The organism is Methanosarcina sp. UBA5, from assembly GCF_002505485.1.
Taxonomy (GTDB): Archaea; Halobacteriota; Methanosarcinia; order Methanosarcinales; family Methanosarcinaceae; genus Methanosarcina.
On sequence record NZ_DAVG01000117.1, the window covers coordinates 15,185 to 35,373 of the forward strand.

Sequence of the window (20,189 nt, forward strand, 5' to 3'; positions counted from 1 at the left end):
TTATATCAAATTAGTAGTAACAGAAGTGATCAAATGTTTCCAGATGTCAGGTTGAGACGATTGAGAAGAGGAAAGATCAGGAACCTTGTGCGTGAAACTACTTTATCTGTGGACGATCTGGTCCAGCCCATTTTCGTGAATGAGAATCTCGACTCTGCTGTTGAAATTCCTTCCATGCCCGGAATATATAATCTTCCTCTCTCTGAGGTTGCAAAAGAAGCAAGAGAGATTGCAGACCTCGGAATTCCTGCAGTAATTGTTTTCGGAGTGCCTGTATTCAAAGATGCGGAAGGCAGTTCTTCATATGGCGAAAAGGACATTGTTCAGGAAGCTGTCCGCAGAATCAAGGCCGAAGTAGGAGATGAACTTGTAGTAATTACAGATGTCTGCATGTGCGAATACACAAGCCACGGTCACTGCGGAATTGTGAATTTTGAAACGAAAGAAATTCTGAATGATCCTACCCTTGAAGTCCTTGGAAAGATCGTAGTGAGCCATGCAAAGGCAGGCGCTGATATAGTGGCTCCATCATGTATGATGGATGGAATGGTAGAAGCTATTAGGCAAGCACTTGACCAAAATGGATTTGAGAATATTCCGATCATGTCCTATGCCGCAAAGTTCCATTCCTGTTTCTACGGGCCTTTTAGGGACGCCGCTGAATCAGGATATTCCTTTGGAGACCGTTCTACCTATCAAATGGATCCAGCAAACAGTAATGAAGCTATCAGGGAAGTAGACCTCGATGTAGCCGAAGGTGCAGATATAATTATTGTAAAGCCAGCCCTTCCTTACCTTGATATTATCTACCGGGTCAAGATGGAATTCGAGATGCCAACGGCTGCATACAATGTAAGCGGAGAATATTCCATAATCAAAGCCGCCGCAGCTAATGGCTGGCTTGATGAAAAGAAAGCAATATATGAGTCTCTCATCTCCATCAAAAGGGCAGGAGCCGATATTATCATTACCTACTTTGCAAAGGATGTCGCCCGCATGTTGAAGTAAGCGCCTCTTTTTCAGGTGCTCCTTCTTTTCAGACTTATTTCGTTTTTCCCTCTTTCCGTTTCCCCCTGTCTTCAAACCTATCGCTTGTCTCATTTACACGCCCATCAAACCACCGATCAATAACTGCTTAATACAGGGAGATTCTGTTATCAAATAGAAAAGGAATACAGTAAGGTGTAAAATGCCTTTACTTCAATGTGCAGATTAATATATAAAATCCGGTTAATATTAATTTAGTTTTACATAACTCGGTTCAGTATAAATTCAGTTCAGTATAAATTCAGTTCAGTATAAACTCAGTTCAGTATAAATTCAGTTCAGTATAAACTCAGTTTGATGTATAATTTAGTTCAATCCAGAACTTAGCTAAATTCCATAACTTAAATTTACGAATAATTCTTACAATTTTCATTCCAATTCGGTGAGATTTCCATGATATCTGAGGTAACACTTGAGAAATCCAGACAGATGTATGAGAAAGCAAAGACCCTTATTCCGGGTGGGGTAAGCAGCCCTGTGCGTGCAATCAAGCCCTATCCTTTCTATACGGCATCAGCTAACGGCTCAAAAATAAAGGATCTTGACGGGAACGAATACATCGATTACTGCCTGGCTTACGGCCCTGCTCTCCTTGGGCACAATCACCCTGTAATAAAAGAGGCTATTAAGGCCCAGCTCGATAAAGGATGGCTTTATGGAACCCCCACGGAGCTTGAAGTAACCCTTGCAGAGAAGATTGCAGGATATTATCCCAGTATCGATATGCTCCGTTTCGTATCTACAGGCACTGAAGCTACGATGAGCGCCCTTCGACTTGCCCGTGGTTTTACAGGACGAAACAAATTCATCAAAATTGAAGGCGGATTTCACGGGGCCCATGATGCGGTGCTGGTAAAAGCAGGTTCAGGAGCAACAACTCTCGGAGAACCCGATTCCCTGGGAATCCCTGTCGATTTCACAAAGTACACCCTGCAGGCTCCGTATAATGATATTGAAGCAATGTCCGAGCTTATAGAGAAAAACAGGACTGATCTGGCCGCAGTCATTATAGAGCCCGTGCTCGGGAACATAGGTCCGATAACTCCCCAGCCCGGATACCTGGAAGAGCTCAGGAAGCTTACCCTTGAAAACGATGTGCTTCTTATATTCGATGAGGTTATTACTGGATTCAGGCTCGCAATGGGAGGTGCACAGGAATACTTTGGGGTCGTGCCTGATATGACCACCCTTGGAAAGATCGTGGGTGGAGGGATGCCTGTAGGGGTTTTTGGTGGCAGGAGGGAAATTATGGAAATGATCTCCCCATCCGGAGCCGTCTACCAGGCAGGAACTTTCAGCGGAAGCCCATGTTCCATGGCTGCGGGTATTGCAGTGCTTGACTATCTGAAAGAGGAAAAGATCCACGAAAAAGTCAATTCGAAAGGCAATTACTTACGGGCTGTACTCTCCGAAATCGTTGAGGACGAAGGTCTTGATTACAGCGTATGCGGAATTGCTTCAATGTTCAAGATTTTCTTCGGGGCCGAACCTCACAACTACCAGGAGGCTCTGAAGTGCGATAAGGAGGGTTACCTTGCTTTCTTCCACAGGATGCTCGCAAGCGGAATTTTCCTCCCTCCTTCACAATTTGAAACAAATTTCGTCTCCGCAGCCCACAGCGAAGAGGACATCGAAAAAACCCTTAAAGCATACACCGAAAATCTTTAAGCGGATTTATTTTGAGCGGATTTACATCTTTGAAAACGAGGATTCTATATGATTATAGGTACGCGGGGCAGCCAGCTTGCACTTGCCCAGGCCGAGAATGTTGCACGCCTTTTGAAAGCACAGGGCGTAGAAACCAGCTTGAAAATTATAAAAACCAGCGGAGATCGGTTTACTGACCGGCCTCTGCACGCAGTATCAAGCGGAGTTGGGGCTTTTGTCAGAGAACTGGACGAAGTTATGCTTGCAGGAGAAATAGATATCGCTGTCCATTCCATGAAGGATATGCCAACGATTCGCCCGCCAACCCTTCCAACAGCAGCTGTTCTGATGCGGGATACCCCATTTGATATGCTGTTAACTTATGACGGGACCCCTCTGGATGAGCTGCCCGAGCAGTCCATTATAGGTACCAGTTCTCTGAGAAGGGCTGCCCAGGTCAAGCGCTACAGGCCTGACCTTATTACACAGGATTTAAGGGGCAATATCGATACAAGACTCAGGAAGCTCAAAGAAGGGAAATATGACGGGATTCTGCTTGCCAAGGCAGGGCTTGAACGGATGGGCTGGGAACTTGAAGGGGAAGTTCTTTCTCCTGATTTCTTCTGCCCTTCCCCCAATCAAGGCACTGTTGCAGTTGTCACAAAGGCAGGCACTGAAGCTGAAGATGCAGTTTCCAAACTTGACCATACCGATAGCCGAATTGTCACCGAAATTGAGCGCATCCTGATTTCCGAACTTGGAGGAGGCTGTACTACTCCTATAGGTTCCTATGCCGAGATTATGCCTGACAGGAAAGAAATCCATGTGCGGGCCGAGGTTCTTTCTCTAGACGGAGAGGAAACTATCGGCATAAATGAATTTATTCCTATGGCAGGAGGCGTTGAAAAAGCCAGGGAACTCGGGAGCAGGCTTGTACAGATGGGCGGAAAGAGGCTCGCCGAGGAAGCGCTCCTGCAGCTTTCCAGAGACTCGTGCGACTCGGATGATTTATACGAATGATAATACGAATGATATAATGCCAATGATAATACGAATGGCATTCTAATAGGGCAAAAAGGAGCCAGCTATGTATACTCTTACCGGACTTAAACTGAAGAATCCGATCATTCTTGCAGCCGGGATACTTGGCACAACCGGGGCATCGCTGTGCAGGGTTGCACGTGAGGGAGGAGCAGGTGGGGTTGTGACCAAATCCATAGGCCCCATGCCTAAAACCGGGCATTCCAACCCGAGCATGGTCAAGCTTGACTGCGGATTTTTGAATGCTATGGGGCTTCCGAATCCTTCCTATCCCAGCTTCCTCCAGGAACTCGAAATTGCAAAAAAGGACTCCGGGGTCCCGGTAATTGCAAGCATCTTCGGTGGAAATCCTACCGAATTTAAGGAAGTTGCCGAGGGCCTGCTCCCTGCGAAGCCCGATGCTTTTGAGCTTAATGTGAGCTGCCCGCATGCAGAAGGTTACGGAGCTGCCGTCGGCTCTAACCCCTGCCTTGTAGAGGCAATTACAGCCGCAGTAAAAGATACAGTAAATGTGCCTGTATGGGTTAAACTTACCCCTAATGTTTCTGATATTACATGCATAGGTAATGCAGCTGAATCAGGGGGCGCAGATGCGGTTGTTGCAATCAATACCTTAAAAGGAATGGTCATAGATATTGAGTCCGGATATCCTGTTCTGGGAAACCGTTCAGGCGGGCTTTCAGGAAAGGCCGTCAAACCCGTAGCTGTCAAATGCGTTTATGACCTCTATACTGCCCTGGAGATTCCTGTAATAGGGGTAGGGGGAGTATCCTCCTGGCAGGATGCGGTAGAAATGATGATGGCAGGGGCTGCAGCTGTTCAGGTCGGATCGGCTGTATATGACAGGCTTGATATATTCTCCGAAATCAGTACAGGTATCGAAGCTTTCCTGCAGAGGAAAGGATATTCGGATGTAAAAGAATTAATAGGGCTTGCCCATGAGATGGTCTGATGCTTCCTCTTAATGCTACAATAGTAAAGATAAATGAAGAGTCTCCTTCGGTCAGGACTTTTTTCTTTGATATCCAGTTTGAGACTATGAATCCCGGCCAGTTTGTAATGGTCTGGGTCAGGGGTGTGGACGAGGTGCCTATGGGCCTCTCGAGCAAGAACTCGATAACTGTCCAGAAAGTAGGGGAGGCAACCTCAAAGCTTTTTGAGTTGAAAGAAGGGGATTCTTTTGGACTCAGAGGGCCTTTCGGAAAGGGCTTTTCCCTGCCTTCGGAGGGAGAAAATACTCTGGTTATTGCAGGCGGGGTCGGAGCTGCTCCTCTTGCTCCTTATGCCGAGGCAGCTCGTACTGCAGGCTCTGAGGTGCATACGGTCCTTGGAGCGCGGAGTGCAGAAGACCTGATTTTTGAAGAGCGCTTTGCAAAAGCAGGGGAAGTCTATGTTTCTACGGATGACGGCTCAAAAGGGACAAAGGGTTTTGTGACCGATGTTCTCAATGGCCTCAACCTTTCGGGTTATGACAGAATTGCAGTCTGCGGGCCGGAAATCATGATGGCTTCAGTTTTCAGGCTCCTTGAGGACAGAAAGGTTCTTGAAAAATCTGAGTTCAGCCTTCACCGCTATTTCAAATGTGGAATCGGAGTCTGCGGGGCATGCTGTATAGACCAGTCCGGGATGAGAGTTTGCAGAGACGGACCTGTGTTTTCAGGTGTGCAACTCCGGGATTCCGAACTGGGTAAATATATGCGGGATGCCAGTGGGCGAAGAGTTAAAATTTAAGTTTGGATATATCCTTTAAAAAATGAAGGGAAGCAGGCAAAACCGCCCAAGAAGCAGGAGAAGAGTGAGATATGATTGGAAGGTTCAGATCAGGAGATGAGATTTTTTATGGAGAAATCGAAAATGGGCGCGTGTATCCAAAAGGAGGGGCTTCAGCAGGGATTTTTAACCTTTCGGAACTTCGCGTCCTTCCACCTGCGGCTCCCTCTAAAATCGTATGTGTCGGCCTGAACTACCGGGATCATGCTGAAGAGCTGAACATGAAAGTCCCGGAAACCCCTGTGCTCTTTTTAAAGCCTCCATCAGCCATTATAGGGCATGAAGACAAGATAATTTATCCGGCATCCAGCTCCAGAGTGGAACATGAAGCCGAACTCGCAGTCGTTATAGGCAAACGCTGTAAGAACATCTCAGCCTCAAAGGCCGTGGATGTAATTGCGGGTTATACCTGCTTTAATGATGTGACCGCACGTGACCTCCAGCAAAAGGATGGGCAATGGACAAGGGCAAAGAGTTTTGATACCTTCGCAGCTTTCGGGCCTTATCTTGCTTTTCCAAACGAACTCGATATTACGGATACAAAAATTGCCTGCAGGGTAAATGGGGAAACCAGGCAGGCTTCCAGCACTTCAAACCTTCTTTTTGACATTCCTTATCTTATTGAATTTATCACCGAGATTATGACCCTGGAAGTAGGAGATATCATTGCCACAGGGACCCCTCCTGGCGTTGGAGAACTTCAGCGTGGAGACATTGTGGAAGTTGAAATCCAGGGAATCGGAACACTTAGAAACGAGGTTGTCTGATGCTGCTTGAGCCTATCGGAAATGAACTTGAACTTACCGAGCGCCATCTTCTGGTGCTTAAGAAAGTGATTGAAGAAGCTCCTATTGGGATTCTGAAACTTTCAGAGGTCACCGGAATGCAGAACCATAAAGTGCGCTACTCGCTCAGAGTCCTTGAACAGGCTAACCTTATCAAGCCCTCGGCTCAGGGTGCCGTACCCGGGGACTCAGTTCCGAAATTCCTGGAGGAATTTGAGCTCGAGTTTAAGAAAATCAATGAGAAAATATCCCGCATCCTGGAAATCGAAGCTTCCATCCCAAAATAAAATCCACATTCATTGTGTATATAAAAAAATCATCTGCCTTCTCTCTTTTATACTGTGTCTTTCATTCATTTTTAACTATCTCCTTTTTTAGGACTGACTTCGCGATTTAAATTTCTACTTTTCCAATTATTAAACTTCTTGAGGATTCTCCTCTACGTTTTTGCTAAAATACTAGTATCTGCTCAAATTAGTTTTTATTCTATTTTTGCCTCCGGATAGACTCTCTTGTATTCTAATATTTATATATATTTTTATTTTAATAGAAAAAGTTTAAAAATAGAAATCTAGTTTAAATATTAATTTTTTTAGATAATAAAGAATGGAGAAGGATTCATGAAAACTGACAAAAAATTATTTTCAGTAACCTTAGCTTCAGTAGCCCTGATTTTATTTTTTACTCTAGTTTCATCTGCGGCTTCTGCAGCTTCTCCTACGGTCACTGAAACTCGAATCACAACAAATTCATCAAATTCACAAAATCCTGTTATCTACGGGAACACCATAGTGTGGCAGGATGACCGCAATGGGAACTGGGACATCTACATATTTGATCTTTCCACAAAAGAGCAGATTCATACTACCAATACGGCAAATCAGGTATCACCTGATATCTACGGAAGCAGGGTAGTGTGGGAAGATGAGCGTAATGGAGGCCATGATATTTACTTGCAAGATCTCTCCACTAAAAAACAAACTCGGATCACCAAAAGCGGGAAAGCCTATGTTCCCAAAATTTACGGTAATAAGATAGTGTGGATGGATGGTCGCAATGGAGGAAGCTTGGAATATTCACAGCCTATTGGAAACTGGGATATCTACATGTATGACCTTTCCACCTCGAAGGAATACCAGATAACAACTAATAACTCAACGCAGGTAGATCCTGGTATTTACAAAGACCGGATAGTATGGGGAGAAAATGGGACTATCTACATGTATAATGACTCTACTTCCACTGAAACCCAGGTCACTCCCCATCCGTGGTATTGGGACGATGATCCTGCTAATTCGGGTGGTGATGCTAACTGGAACCCTGAAATTTACGGGGACAAGATCGTATGTGACGTTGAAACTCCTCTCGGAAATTACGTAGCCAAGATGTACGATCTCTCTACTTCTACAGGACAATACATTGGCGAGGTGGATCAATCAAATAATCCTGTAATTTATGGCAATAAGATAGTATGGGTGGACAGCTACTCGATTCCTCGTATTGACTTTAACTCTGATATTTACATGTACGACTTCTCTACTTCAAAGGAAACCCATATTACTACCAATAAGTCCTCAGAAAAGAGTAGTCCTGCTATATACGATAACAAGATAGTATGGCAAGATAATCGTAACGGAAACTGGGATATCTACATGGCTACTCTCAGTTCAAAAAGTCCTGTTGCTGCTGCTTTTTCTGCATCACCAACCTCCGGATATGTACCTCTGAAAGCAGCATTTACTGACAGGAGTACAGGATCACCAACGTCGTGGAAATGGAGTTTTGGAGATGGGACGTATTCAACAGCTAAGAACCCTGTTCACACATATACCAAAGCAGACGAATATACAGTCAGCCTGACAGTAAAGAATGCTGCTGAAAGTAGTACAGTAACAAAATCCGGCTTTATTGTTGTAAAGGTTTCGAAGGCTCCTATCTCTGCTTTTTCTGCATCTCCAAGGTCAGGAAATGCTCCATTGAAGGTTCAGTTTACTGATAAAAGTGCCAACAGCCCAACTTCGTGGAAATGGAGTTTCGGAGACGGAAAATATTCCACCCAAAAAAATCCTGTACATTCATACAGTAAAGTAGGAAAATACACTGTTAGCTTAACAGTTAAAAATGTCAAAGGCAGCAACATTAAGACTATATCTAATTATATCACAGTGAAAAAATAAGTGAATGTTGTAAATTCAAACGATAAAAAGATATAGTCAAACAGGAGTGGGAGGGTAACTTATTTACTGACTTTCATCATATGATTTAGTATTTTTGAGAAAAAACTTGTCAACGGCAAACCTTACTGGTACGTAGTAAAATCTGCCAGAGTTAGTGGGAAGGTAAAAATTATTTTTCAGATTTATCTGGATAGTGCAAAAAAACTTGAGATAAAAAAACCAGTTTGAATTAATTCCTTATGATAATTCAGGTCTTTTGAGTATGCAAATTGTCGCACTTCTTTCGCGTGAATGATAACTTTGATTTTTTATTAATATTGTTAATACGCATACTGATAAAAAAACCAACAAATGAACCGAAAGTCAGAGAATACCTTTTACCTGATGTAATCGAAAAAGTCATGGTATGTTAAGAGAAAATGGGATTGAAATATAAGTATTTATTCAAGAATTACAAAGGTAATGAAATTTTCAGATACAGGGCAAAACACCATTTATTCGGAATAGAGTTTATTCCGTAATAACCTACAACGAAGGAACTTACAAATTTCAAAAAAAGTACTTATGAAACTTTTGATGTGTTTCTGTTTGTATCTTGGAAAGAAGCTAAATACTTTAACACGATTTTCGGGTTATGTTCAGAAATTGTTCATAATTAAAATCCTGTATATGTTGAATATCATCGTTTATTATATACAGTAATTAATTATACAAAATTATACAATTGATCATATTTTGTTGTTGGATCTAATTTAGAATATAAATAATTAGTATTTGGGAGAAGCTTCTATGACCTTAAGTCTTGAAGATCTTAAAACAATTGAAAAATTTGCATATCAAAATGCTGTAAAATATGGAAAACCTCCTCAACCCAAAGCTGTAATGGGCAAAGTAATGGGGGAGTGTCCTCAACTCAGATCCGATCCCAATGCAGTATCTGAGGCCCTTGAAACTATTATTCCCGAGATTGCAAAAGGAAAACCTGAAACCTGGGAGGCAAAGCTTTCGGAAATTGCCCCCGAGCTTATCGAAGCCCTTAGCGTAAAAAAGGAGCCTGACAAAGGCTTAAAACCTCTCGAAGGGGCAGAAAACGGCAAGGTTGTAATGCGCTTTGCCCCGAATCCCAACGGGCCTGCAACACTTGGCAGCGCAAGAGGCATGGTAGTTAATTCCGAATACGTGAAAATGTACGGAGGGAAGTTTATCCTGCGTTTTGATGATACCGATCCTGACATAAAACGGCCTCTTCTTCAGGCTTATGACTGGTATCTCGATGACTTCAAATGGCTGGGGGTTGTGCCTGACCAGGTGGTCTATGCTTCTGACCATTTCCCTCTCTATTACGATTATGCAAGAAAACTTATCGAGATGGGCAAGGCGTATGTCTGCTTCTGTAAAGGGGGAGATTTTAAACGATTTAAGGATGCAAAACGGGCCTGCCCGCACAGGGATACCAGCCCTGAAGAAAACCTTATGCACTGGGAGAAAATGCTTGCAGGAGAATATGAAGACCACCAGGCAGTGCTGAGGATCAAGACCGACATTAAGCACAAAGACCCTGCGTTGAGGGACTGGGGAGCCTTCAGGATAAGAAAGATGTCGCATCCCCGCCCCGAAATCGGGAACAAATACATCGTCTGGCCGCTTCTGGATTTTGCAGGCGCAATCGAAGACCACGAACTGGGCATGACCCACATCATCCGGGGTAAAGACCTTATAGACAGCGAAAAGCGCCAAGGCTATGTCTACAAATACTTTGGCTGGAAGTACCCGAGAACAACTCACTGGGGCAGGGTCAAGATCCACGAATTCGGAAAGTTCAGCACTAGCACTCTCAGAAAAGCTATAGAAGCAGGGGAATACAGCGGCTGGGATGACCCGAGGCTCCCCACAATCAGGGCAATCCGTCGCCGTGGAATCCAGGCCGAGGCCCTTAAGAAATTCATGATCGAGATGGGGGTCGGAATGACGGACGTAAGCATAAGTATGGAGTCTCTCTACGCCGAAAACCGCAAAATCGTGGACCCTATTGCAAACCGCTATTTCTTTGTCTGGGACCCTATAGAGCTGGAAATTACAGATGCAGAGCCGACAGTTGCGAAACTTCCTCTTCACCCCACGGATCATGCAAGAGGATTTCGGGAAATTGCCACAGAAAACAAGGTGCTTGTCTGCATGGAGGACGTCGAAAAGCTGGAAGTGGGCTCTATTATCCGCTTAAAAGATTTCTGCAATATAGAGATTACTTCTCTTTCCCCACTTCAGGCAAAGCTCTCCGATGTTTCTCTTGAAGCCCTTAAAAAAGCAAAAGCGAAAATCATCCACTGGGCCCCACTTGATGGAATAAATGTGAAAGTGCGAGGCCCCGAAGGCGATATTAATGGAATCGGTGAGCATGGGATTGCAACCGAGCTTGACAATATTGTACAGTTCGAGCGCTTCGGTTTCTGCAGGATAGATGCCGTAAACGAAGAAGAAATTGTGGCTTACTTTGCCCACAAGTGATTTTAGGAAATAAAAGGGGCAGAGAACTGTCCTTTTTCTTTTATTTGCTTCCTACATTTCTTTTTCGATTCTCTTTTTCTTATCGTGTCTGCGGAGTTATTGATTAAGTATAACAACGGGCCCACCCGCTTTTTTGGCCAGAGTTGAGAGCCGTTATTCTGCTTACGGTTTTCAGTAATTGATCATCACTATCTAATTTCTTAACTTTTTAGCCATTTGAAATTACCAATGTCTCCATTTCACGTTTTTTGTGCCGAGATATCTGGTGTTTTTACGCTGATTTGCTTTAATCAGATCCTTATTCCTGGACAAATTCACCCATATTAGAAGATTTTTATGAAGCTAAAAGCAAAAAGAGAAGGTTTAAAGACTGATCAAGAGTTTTGAATATTAACATTTTTAATATGAAAAATAAACTAAAGATACAGGAGTAGGATAATGGAAATTAACAAAAAATTGCATTCAGTAGCTCTAGCATCAGCAGCTCTGATTTTATTTTTAATTCTCGTTTCGTCTATTGCATCGGCAGCTACTGAGCAAAGTGTTTCGCAAGTGGGGCCATATGCATATATTACGAACGGATGCAGCGATACTGTCTCTGTAATTGACACAGCCACAAATACTGTTACCGCCACAGTGGATGTAGGATCCCAGCCTTATGGAACTGCAGTCAACAAAGCGGGAACAAAAGTATATGTGACAAACAATTACGGCGACTCTGTCTCTGTAATTGACACTGCCACAAACACTGTTACAGCCACTGTGCTTGTAGGAAGCAGTCCTCTGGGAGTTGCAGTCAACCCTGAAGGAACAAAGGTATATGTGGCGAACGAAGCCTTTGATGGAACTGTCTCTGTAATTGACACTGCCACAAACAAGGTTACAGCCACGGTGAATGTAGAAGAAGATCCTTTCGGAGTTGCAGTCAACCCTGAGGGAACAAAAGTATATGTGACGAACTGCGGAGGCGACTCTGTCTCTGTAATTGATATAGCAACCGATACTGTTACAGCCGAGATTGATGTAGGATACTGGCCTCATGGAATTGCTGTTACCCCTGATGGAAAAAAGGTATATGTGGCGAACTTCGGTAGCGACGATAGAACTGTTTCTGTAATTGACACAGCCACAAACACTGTTACAGCTACTGTGCCTGTAGGAGACGATCCATCGGGAGTTGCAGTCAACCCGGAGGGAACAAAGGTGTATGTGGTGAACCACGAAAGTAATACTGTCTCTGTAATTGATACTGCAACTAATAATATTGCAGCAACAGTAAGTGTAGGAGATTGGCCTATTGGAGTTGCAGTTACCCCAGATGGAAAAAAAGTATATGTGGCTAATGGGTATGGCAATGATGTCTCTGTAATTGACGCAGCAACCAATACTGTTACATCCACTGTGCCTGTAGGAGACTGTCCTGTAGCCTTCGGACAGTTTATAGTTACTCCTTCAGTACAACCAGTAATTCCTATAGCAGCATTTTCTGCATCTCCAACCTCAGGAAAAGCTCCATTAACTGTTGCATTTACCGACAAAAGTACAGGAACACCGACTAAATGGAAATGGACTTTTGGAGACGGAAACACTTCAACTCAGCAGAATCCAAAGCATAAGTATTCCAAAGCAGGGAATTATACGGTGGCACTGACAGCAACAAATGCGGCAGGCAGTAACACAACAACAAAAGCCGGGTATATACAAGTGGTAGAAAAACCGGTTGCTGCATTTTCTGCGAAACCAACCTCAGGAAAAGCCCCATTAAATGTTGCATTTACTGACAAAAGTACCGGAGTTCCTACTTCATGGAAATGGACTTTTGGAGACGGAAACACTTCAACAGAAAAGAATCCAAAACATCAGTATTTACAGGAAGGAAACTATAAGGTTACACTTACAGTGACCAATGCTGCAGGCAGCAGTACTGCAACTAAAACAAATTACATAAAAGTGACAACAAATACAAGACCAGGGATATACTCTGAAAACAAATAAACTCTTAAACTGAAACACAAGAAAAAAGATCAAAGCTAAAGGATAATGAGCGCATAAGGTTTGTTTCTGTCACATACTATGTTTTCTCCATTGTGGCGGGAATGGACCTTGATTATGTTTCCAAAATTTCTTAGAATTTTTAAGTTTTGTTTTTGTATTTAAATCATTTAATATTAATAGACAAAGTGTCTACTTAAAGGCAGTCATTCTCCAATAAACTCATAGTGTTATATATTGTATATTTTCCAAAATTTTTTTGAAAAAATACAAAAATATTTTATAATATAACCTGTATAAACCTAGATGTCAACTTAGCAGTTAAACAACAGAAGAGAAAAACCCTTCAGAATAGTTGACTTGGCTAGAGGCCGTAGTGTGAAACAGAAATTATTGATCAGAAGGAATAACATCCTGTGGTCAGTAACAGGTTTTGAGTGATAAAAGCCAAAACTTCTAATATCCGATCCCACCTCCAATGACTGACCCCTATGATGTGGTTGGAGAGTGAGACTCTGTGTGCAACGTGTCCGCCCCACAAAAATCGCAGAGAACCAAATTGGATATATTCAAAAATATTACGCAGACGTAATAAGAATCTTTGAATTACCGTATAGACCCGGCATAATTAGATATTTGATATATACTCGGTCTAATTAGATAGTTCGGAAAAACATTACGAGTACGTAATATGGAATTTTGAGAAATATCTGGGAAAGAGTATACTATTACCCTGGAGTTTTTGAGTTTACTCAACTTCTAAGTCCAACCCATAAGCGATACGATGCTAAAATGAAGCAGGAACCCCTATTCCTGACAGCATGTCTTAGTTTAACAATCGTATCAACTGTTGGAGAAATATAACTATCTTATAGTTTTTTGAGTTTACGCAGATTCCAAATCCAACCCAAAGGTGATACGATGCTAAAAATGAAGCAGGAACCCCTATTCCTTACAGCGTATCTTAGTTTAACAGCCGTATGTGCTTTGGGGAAAAATAGGCTCTAACCCTAAAAATATTTTGAGCCTACTCAAATTCCAAACCCAACCCAAAGGTGATACGATGCTAAAAAGACAGATAGGAACCCTATTCCTAGTAACATGCCTTATTTTAACAACCGTACCAGCTGCGTTAGGCGCACAAAATACAATAACTGTAAATCCAACGTCTGGATCAGATACCCAGACTGCAATTAATGATGCAATAAATTCCGCAGCATCAGGAGCAACATCAAGTAACCCGGGATACGTCCTCCTTGGTGCTGGCACTTATCAAATAAGTGCATCTATAATTTTGAAATCTAATGTAGTACTGAAAGGTGCAGGCGACGATACAATAATCTTTGCTACCGGTTCAATTTGTAACTCCGAAGGATCACCTGCATATGTATTCGGGTCAGGTGTTTCTAACGTTGAAGTATGTGACCTTCAGTTCAAAAGTACAGCAACCGGACCTGGTGATGGAGGTCATGGAGACTATCGAAACTGTATACAGTTAAGGTCTTCGAGTGATAGTAAAGTACATGATATTTTATTCACTCGTTATCTGTATAGTGATGGTATCAGGATCAGTAAAAGTTCTGGAATAGACATATATAATTGCAGAATGCATTCCGTAGGACACGATGGTGTGTCATTCTTATCAGGTACTAAGGATTCCAGAATGTATAACTGTGATGTTGAGGTTCAAACCAATACAGGTGTCAGGATAGACAATTGCGCAAATGTTGAAGTGGATCACAATACCTTCTCAGGTAACGCCGGATCTGGCTGGTGCTGTGTTGAGCTAGAAAATTCACTGACAAATGCAAATGTCCATCATAATATCATGCATGACTTCAAAGGATCAAGCAGCAGTGCAGGCATTGGAAACATCCATGCAAGTGGATCAATTAGCGTTCATGATAATGTTATGTGGGCTGTGTCGCCTTACGTTCAGGCAGGATCAGGTTCAAACATATTAGGACCATCTGATCACAGTGTTGAGAATTGGATCGCAAAAGGGTATGGATACGGCTCTCTTGGCAACTAATTCAACAAAAACGATAACTATTCAATATATGGAACACATTTAACAATAAGAGTCCTTCACATACGTACAGAACATGATTGTATAGTTAGAGCGCTTTGGTTTTTGCAGGATCGACGCGATACAAAAGACGAAGTTGTGGGTACTTTGCCCGTAAATAACTGCCTGGAAGAAGTGAACAGGAAACTGTCTCCTCTTCTTAAATTCATTTTTGTATTTATATTCTTTCCTTTCTTTTTATCACGTTTTCTCTCTCTTCATTTTTTTACAATATGCCTTCTTGTATTTCTAAAACACTTGAGTATAAAAAATACCTCTTTTTTATAAGTCGGCTAATAAAACTTACCTTTATAAATTTATACAAAAAATGAAAAAATTTAACTATAATATTTAGAATTTAAGTTATTTACTTAAAATCTTCTAAATGAAAGTTACAGGTGAGTTTAATGAAGAAATCAGAGACCATTTGTAAAAAAATTCTACTTTCAATATCCTTAGTTTTGCTTCTATTTTCTTTCGCAGCATCAGCAGCTACTGAAGAAAGCGTTTCGCCAAAGATTACTGAAACTCAAATCACCACCAGTGGATCAGCATACAATCCTGATATCTATGGTGATAGGATAGTGTGGCAGGATAATCGCAACGGAAATGACGATATCTATATGTACGACCTTTCCACTAAAAAGGAAACTCAGATCACCACCAATGCATCATATAAATGGAATCCTGTAATCTATGGTGACAGGATCGTGTGGACAGACGATCGCAATGGAAAATGGGATATCTACATGTACGATCTCTCTACTAAAAAGGAAACTCAAATCCCCATTAATAACGAGGCTGATTATGAATGGCCGAGTGATCCTGCAATCTATGGTGACAAGATCGTGTGGGCATATAGTTTCGAGGAATACGCGCAGATTTATATGTACGATCTTTCCACTTCCAAGGAAATTCAAATCTCCACCGGCGGAAGAGCATACAATCCTGCTATTTATGGTAATAAAATAGTTTGGCTGGATGACCGAAATAGAGATTATAAATATGATATATATATTTACGATCTCTCCACTTCCAAGGAAACCCAGATAACCACCAGCGGATCAGCAGGATCCCCTGCTATTTACAGTAACAGGATAGTATATGCCGACGGTCGCGATGGAGACGACAATGTCTATATGTATGATCTTTCTACTAAAAAGGAAACTCAGATTACCAGCAGTCCAGATAACCAAGTGTCTCCTGATATCTATGGTAACAGGATATTGTGGAAGGATGTCGGTGGGAAGGATGATGGCTGGGAATATCATGGTATCTACATGTGCGATCTTTCCACTAATCAGAAATTTAAAATTACCAGCCGTGGAAGTGCATATGATCCTGCTATCTACGATAATAGAGTAGTATATGGCGATAGTCGTAATGAAAACTCCGATATTTACATGAGCACTATTTCAAGCGAAGAACCAGAACCAGTCCCTCCTGTAGCTAACTTTTCTGCGAAACCAACCTCAGGAAAAGCACCGTTAAATGTTGCATTTACTGATAAAAGTGCAGGTTCACCGATTAAATGGAAATGGAATTTTGGAGATGGAACTTCTTCAACGGAACAGAATCCAAAACATGAGTATTCACAGGAAGGAAAATATAAGGTTACACTTACAGTAACCAATGCCGCAGGCAGCAGTACAGCAATAAAAACAAATTACATAAAAGTTACAACAAATACAAGACCAGGTATATACTTTAAAAACAAATAATCCCTTAAATTGAAACAATAATGAAAAAGATTGAGGTTAAAGGGGTGTGGGGATTATTTATCAAATCTGACAAAAAGATCACCTTTTCTTTGTTTGATCAGAGATGAGAGCTTATCTCCTTTTTTCGATTTTGAGTGATTAATCCTGTGTTCAAATAACTCAACTTCTCCAAGTCATTTTGAAATTCTCGATTAGTACTTACGATTGAAGTATTCTCAATTGGATCTACAATTTAGCTGAAAAAAAGAACTATTACTGAGATTTGAACTGTTTTAATAATTATGTATTGATTAAATATTAAATTAGTTTCACAAATCAAATAATTTCTAAAAATATATAATAATTTTGGAAAGTGATATATATAAGGACAAGATATCACTATTTTTGGTAAATTTTTCAAATTTTTTTACTTTCCAGCAAAAAAAGTTTTGCAGCCAACTTTAGCAAAATAATGCTGGATTTTGAAGAACCAACTGTACCTTAAAAACATCAAGATAACGAAAAATAAGGGAGTAGGATAAATGAAAACTAACAAAAAATTGCATTCAGTAACCTTAACATCATTAGCTCTGGTTTTATTTTTAATTCTTGTTTCACCTGCAGCATCAGAAGCTACTGAGCAAAGTGTTTCGTCTACAGGGACGTACGCATATATTACAAACGAGTTCGGCAGTAGTGTCTCTATAATTGACACGGCCACAAACGCTGTCATAGCCACGGTACCTGCAGGAAACCACCCTGCTGGAGTTGCAGTAAATCCGACGGGAACAAGGGTGTATGTGGCGAACTTTTATCTGGATGACTATGAAAATACTCTCTCAAAATCAATTGATCCAAAATTAGAAATATTAAAGGGAGCAAGTGAACATGTGGAGACCGGTGAAGGAACTGTCTCCGTAATTGACACAGGTACAAATACCATTATAGCCACTGTACCTGTAGAAAGCTACCCCGTTGGAGTTTCAATAAATCCGGAAGGAACAAAGGCATACGTGGCGAATCGGGGCAGTGATATTGTTTCTGTAATTGACACAGCTACAAATACTGTTACAGCGACTATACCTGTAGGAAGCGGACCCACAGGAGCTGCAGTCACGCCAGATGGAACAAAGGTATATGTGACAAACTTATACGGTAATTCTGTCTCTGTAATTGACACTGCCACAAATACTGTTACAGCCACGGTGCCTGTAGAAGTTAATCCTTTTGGAGTTGCAGTCACACCGGATGGAGCAAAGGTATACGTATCGAATGCCGGCAGCAACACTGTGTCTGTAATTGACACTGCCACAAATACTGTTACAGCCACGGTGCCTGTAGGAGGCTGGACTTTGGGAGTTGCGGTCAATCCGACGGGAACAAAGGTATATGTGACTAACGGCCTTAGTAACACTATCTCTGTAATTGACACTGCCACAAATACTGTTTCAGCCACAGTGCTTGTAGGGAGTAGTCCTTACGGAGTTGCAACCAATCAGGATGGAACAAAGGTATATGTGGCTAATCAAGGCAGCAATACTGTCTCTGTAATTGACGCAGCAACCAATACTATTACAGCTACTGTTAACGTAGGAGAAGCTCCATCTGCTTTCGGGCAGTTTATATGTCCGCAGAAACCAGGTCCTTTCGCAAACTTTTCTGCGAACCCTACCGAAGGAAAAGCTCCGTTAACGGTTATCTTTACTGACAAGAGCACAGGAGATCCGACTGAATGGAACTGGAACTTTGGAGACGGCACAACTTCAACCGAGCAGAATCCAACCCATAAGTATTCCAAAGTAGGGAGTTATACTGTTGAACTTACAGCAACAAACGATCAAGGCAGTAACACGGTAACAAAATCAGGCTATATAAAAGTAGTAACAAAGCCAATTGCTTCATTCTCTGCGAAACCTACTTCAGGAAAAGCGCCATTAACGGTTGCCTTTACTGATAAAAGCACAGGAATTCCTACTGCATGGAAATGGAGTTTTGGAGATGGAACATCTTCAACAGAACAGAGTCCAAAACATGAGTATTCACAGGAAGGAAGCTATAAGGTTACACTTACAGTAACCAATGTGGCAGGCACCAGTACTCTAACGAAGACAAATTTCATAAAAGTAACAACAAATACAAGACCGGGTATATACTCTGAAAGCAAATAAACCTTACAAATAAAAAGCGATAAAAAGGTCAAGAATAAAGAGGAGTGGGGAATTATTTTTCAAATATGACAAAACAAGTCAAAGGTTATCTTTTTGTCACATTTGATATCTGAACTTACCTTTGCGATATTTAATAACTGGTTCCCGCGATATAATTTTTTAACTATTTTTACTCATTTAAACTCTTATGTCTTTCTCGAATAACTAAAATATAAATGGCTACGAAGCTAAAATTATATAAAAAGATGGAGTATTTTATATTCCCCCAAATGAGTGATATTGTTTTTATTAAGTATCTGTTACTAAAGGCAAAAATATATTTGTTTCTTCGAGTTATCTAACCAAAAATTCTAACCACAGTGCAAATCCGAATCCAAACCCATATCCAATTAATGGACTCGATAAAAGCAATGGCATATTTTTAGATGTAAATTTGTACTGATGCCATAGTTCGATACGCGAGATAAAAATAGTTATTTGAAATTTTTGAGTCCCAACTCCAGTATTTGACCTTTCTGTTCTTTTGCATTCTAAAACTTTTTTGCATACTTCAACTAGGCTAAATCAGCTTTTCATAGGTGCCTCTTTTTAATTATCTTGTTGTCAAACATCAGACCTGTAAACTCAAAAGTATTTTATATCTGGACATTGATCTTTATATTATTTCTGCAGATGTAAAAAAGTTGGGCGCTTGCGGATTAGCTATAAAGCATTGTTACCCGGATAGATTGGTACTTTAATACTGCTGATTGCAGGTTCTGAAGTAAGTTCGCTGGTTACAGAAAGTCATGTCCTTTACGGAAATGGGAATAATTTTGAAAAGGAGTGTGAATAGGTGGAAAAAGAAATCTGGAAGCCTTCAAGAAAAGCGGTTTCTGAACTATTATGTGTTATCTGCACATCATTGTTATTTTTATCTTTGTTTTCATTTACCGCTCTGTCTGAAGATACAAACGTGTCCCCCAGTATAAACTCTAATGATAAGATTTCAGCGAGTTTGGAAGATAAACTTGCTGAAACTTCAGAGACGGAACTAGTTCCAGTAATAATAATATTACAAAATCAGAAGATCGCATTTAATACTGCTGCTGGAAAATCTCAAACCGAGAGCGAGCAGAATGATCTTATACAGTTTCTCGAGAATGAGAAATCAAAATCCAAAGTACAAAAAATAAAATCTATTACAATTATTAATGCTGTTGCGGCCAGGGTAACTCCGGACGTTTTAGCTTCTCTTGTCGAAAGATCCGACGTCAATAAGGTCGAACTTGATCAAGTTGTCAAGATAG

Annotated in this window: 14 protein-coding genes and 1 pseudogene; all 15 read left to right on the forward strand. The window is 41.3% G+C overall.

The window, feature by feature from the left end; translation table 11 throughout:
- The first annotated feature begins 33 nt into the window (after window positions 1-33).
- Window positions 34-1,008 carry a porphobilinogen synthase gene (gene hemB, locus BP621_RS14890; RefSeq protein WP_292391343.1) on the forward strand — a complete coding sequence of 325 codons (975 nt, stop codon included), beginning with the start codon at window positions 34-36 and terminating at the stop codon, window positions 1,006-1,008.
- 432 nt (window positions 1,009-1,440) lie between these two features.
- Window positions 1,441-2,715 carry a glutamate-1-semialdehyde 2,1-aminomutase gene (gene hemL, locus BP621_RS14895; RefSeq protein WP_292391344.1) on the forward strand — a complete coding sequence of 425 codons (1,275 nt, stop codon included), beginning with the start codon at window positions 1,441-1,443 and terminating at the stop codon, window positions 2,713-2,715.
- Window positions 2,716-2,763: 48 nt separating this feature from the next.
- Complete coding sequence (hemC, locus tag BP621_RS14900; RefSeq protein WP_292391345.1) at window positions 2,764-3,714, forward strand: hydroxymethylbilane synthase; 951 nt, start codon at window positions 2,764-2,766, stop codon at window positions 3,712-3,714.
- Window positions 3,715-3,781: 67 nt separating this feature from the next.
- Complete coding sequence (locus BP621_RS14905; protein ID WP_292391347.1) at window positions 3,782-4,687, forward strand: dihydroorotate dehydrogenase; 906 nt, start codon at window positions 3,782-3,784, stop codon at window positions 4,685-4,687.
- Window positions 4,687-5,466 carry a dihydroorotate dehydrogenase electron transfer subunit gene (locus BP621_RS14910; protein WP_292391348.1) on the forward strand — a complete coding sequence of 260 codons (780 nt, stop codon included), beginning with the start codon at window positions 4,687-4,689 and terminating at the stop codon, window positions 5,464-5,466. The genes BP621_RS14905 and BP621_RS14910 overlap by 1 nt, the downstream gene beginning before the upstream one ends.
- Before the next feature lie 71 nt (window positions 5,467-5,537).
- Window positions 5,538-6,272 (forward strand): fumarylacetoacetate hydrolase family protein, encoded by a 735-nt coding sequence (locus BP621_RS14915; protein ID WP_292391349.1) that lies wholly within the window; start codon window positions 5,538-5,540, stop codon window positions 6,270-6,272.
- The gene (locus BP621_RS14920; RefSeq protein ID WP_292391351.1) at window positions 6,272-6,577 is read left to right on the forward strand and encodes a hypothetical protein; all 306 of its coding nucleotides are present in this window, start codon (window positions 6,272-6,274) and stop codon (window positions 6,575-6,577) included. Before BP621_RS14915 ends, BP621_RS14920 begins: the two co-directional genes overlap by 1 nt.
- Window positions 6,578-6,910: 333 nt before the next feature.
- On the forward strand, window positions 6,911-8,467 hold the full coding sequence (locus tag BP621_RS14925) for a PKD domain-containing protein (RefSeq protein ID WP_292391353.1): 1,557 nt from the start codon (window positions 6,911-6,913) through the stop codon (window positions 8,465-8,467).
- Window positions 8,468-8,557: 90 nt separating this feature from the next.
- Window positions 8,558-8,897 (forward strand): annotated as a pseudogene (locus BP621_RS17270) (IS1634 family transposase); the annotation flags it as partial.
- A gap of 359 nt (window positions 8,898-9,256) precedes the next feature.
- Window positions 9,257-10,972 (forward strand): glutamate--tRNA ligase, encoded by a 1,716-nt coding sequence (locus BP621_RS14930; protein ID WP_292391354.1) that lies wholly within the window; start codon window positions 9,257-9,259, stop codon window positions 10,970-10,972.
- Window positions 10,973-11,410: 438 nt separating this feature from the next.
- A complete protein-coding gene (locus BP621_RS14935; RefSeq protein WP_292391356.1) occupies window positions 11,411-12,967 on the forward strand; it encodes a PKD domain-containing protein in 1,557 nt (518 codons plus the stop codon).
- A 1,060-nt stretch (window positions 12,968-14,027) separates the two neighbouring features.
- Window positions 14,028-14,996, forward strand: a complete 969-nt coding sequence (locus BP621_RS14940; RefSeq protein ID WP_292391357.1) for a right-handed parallel beta-helix repeat-containing protein — start codon at window positions 14,028-14,030, stop codon at window positions 14,994-14,996.
- A 497-nt stretch (window positions 14,997-15,493) separates the two neighbouring features.
- Entirely contained in the window at window positions 15,494-16,753 is a 1,260-nt protein-coding gene (locus tag BP621_RS14945) for a PKD domain-containing protein (RefSeq protein WP_292391358.1), read from the forward strand.
- Between the two features lie 521 nt (window positions 16,754-17,274).
- Window positions 17,275-18,900 carry a PKD domain-containing protein gene (locus tag BP621_RS14950; RefSeq protein ID WP_292391360.1) on the forward strand — a complete coding sequence of 542 codons (1,626 nt, stop codon included), beginning with the start codon at window positions 17,275-17,277 and terminating at the stop codon, window positions 18,898-18,900.
- Between the two features lie 835 nt (window positions 18,901-19,735).
- Window positions 19,736-20,189: protease inhibitor I9 family protein (locus BP621_RS14955; protein ID WP_292391361.1), on the forward strand; the 454-nt coding region annotated here is incomplete at its 3' end.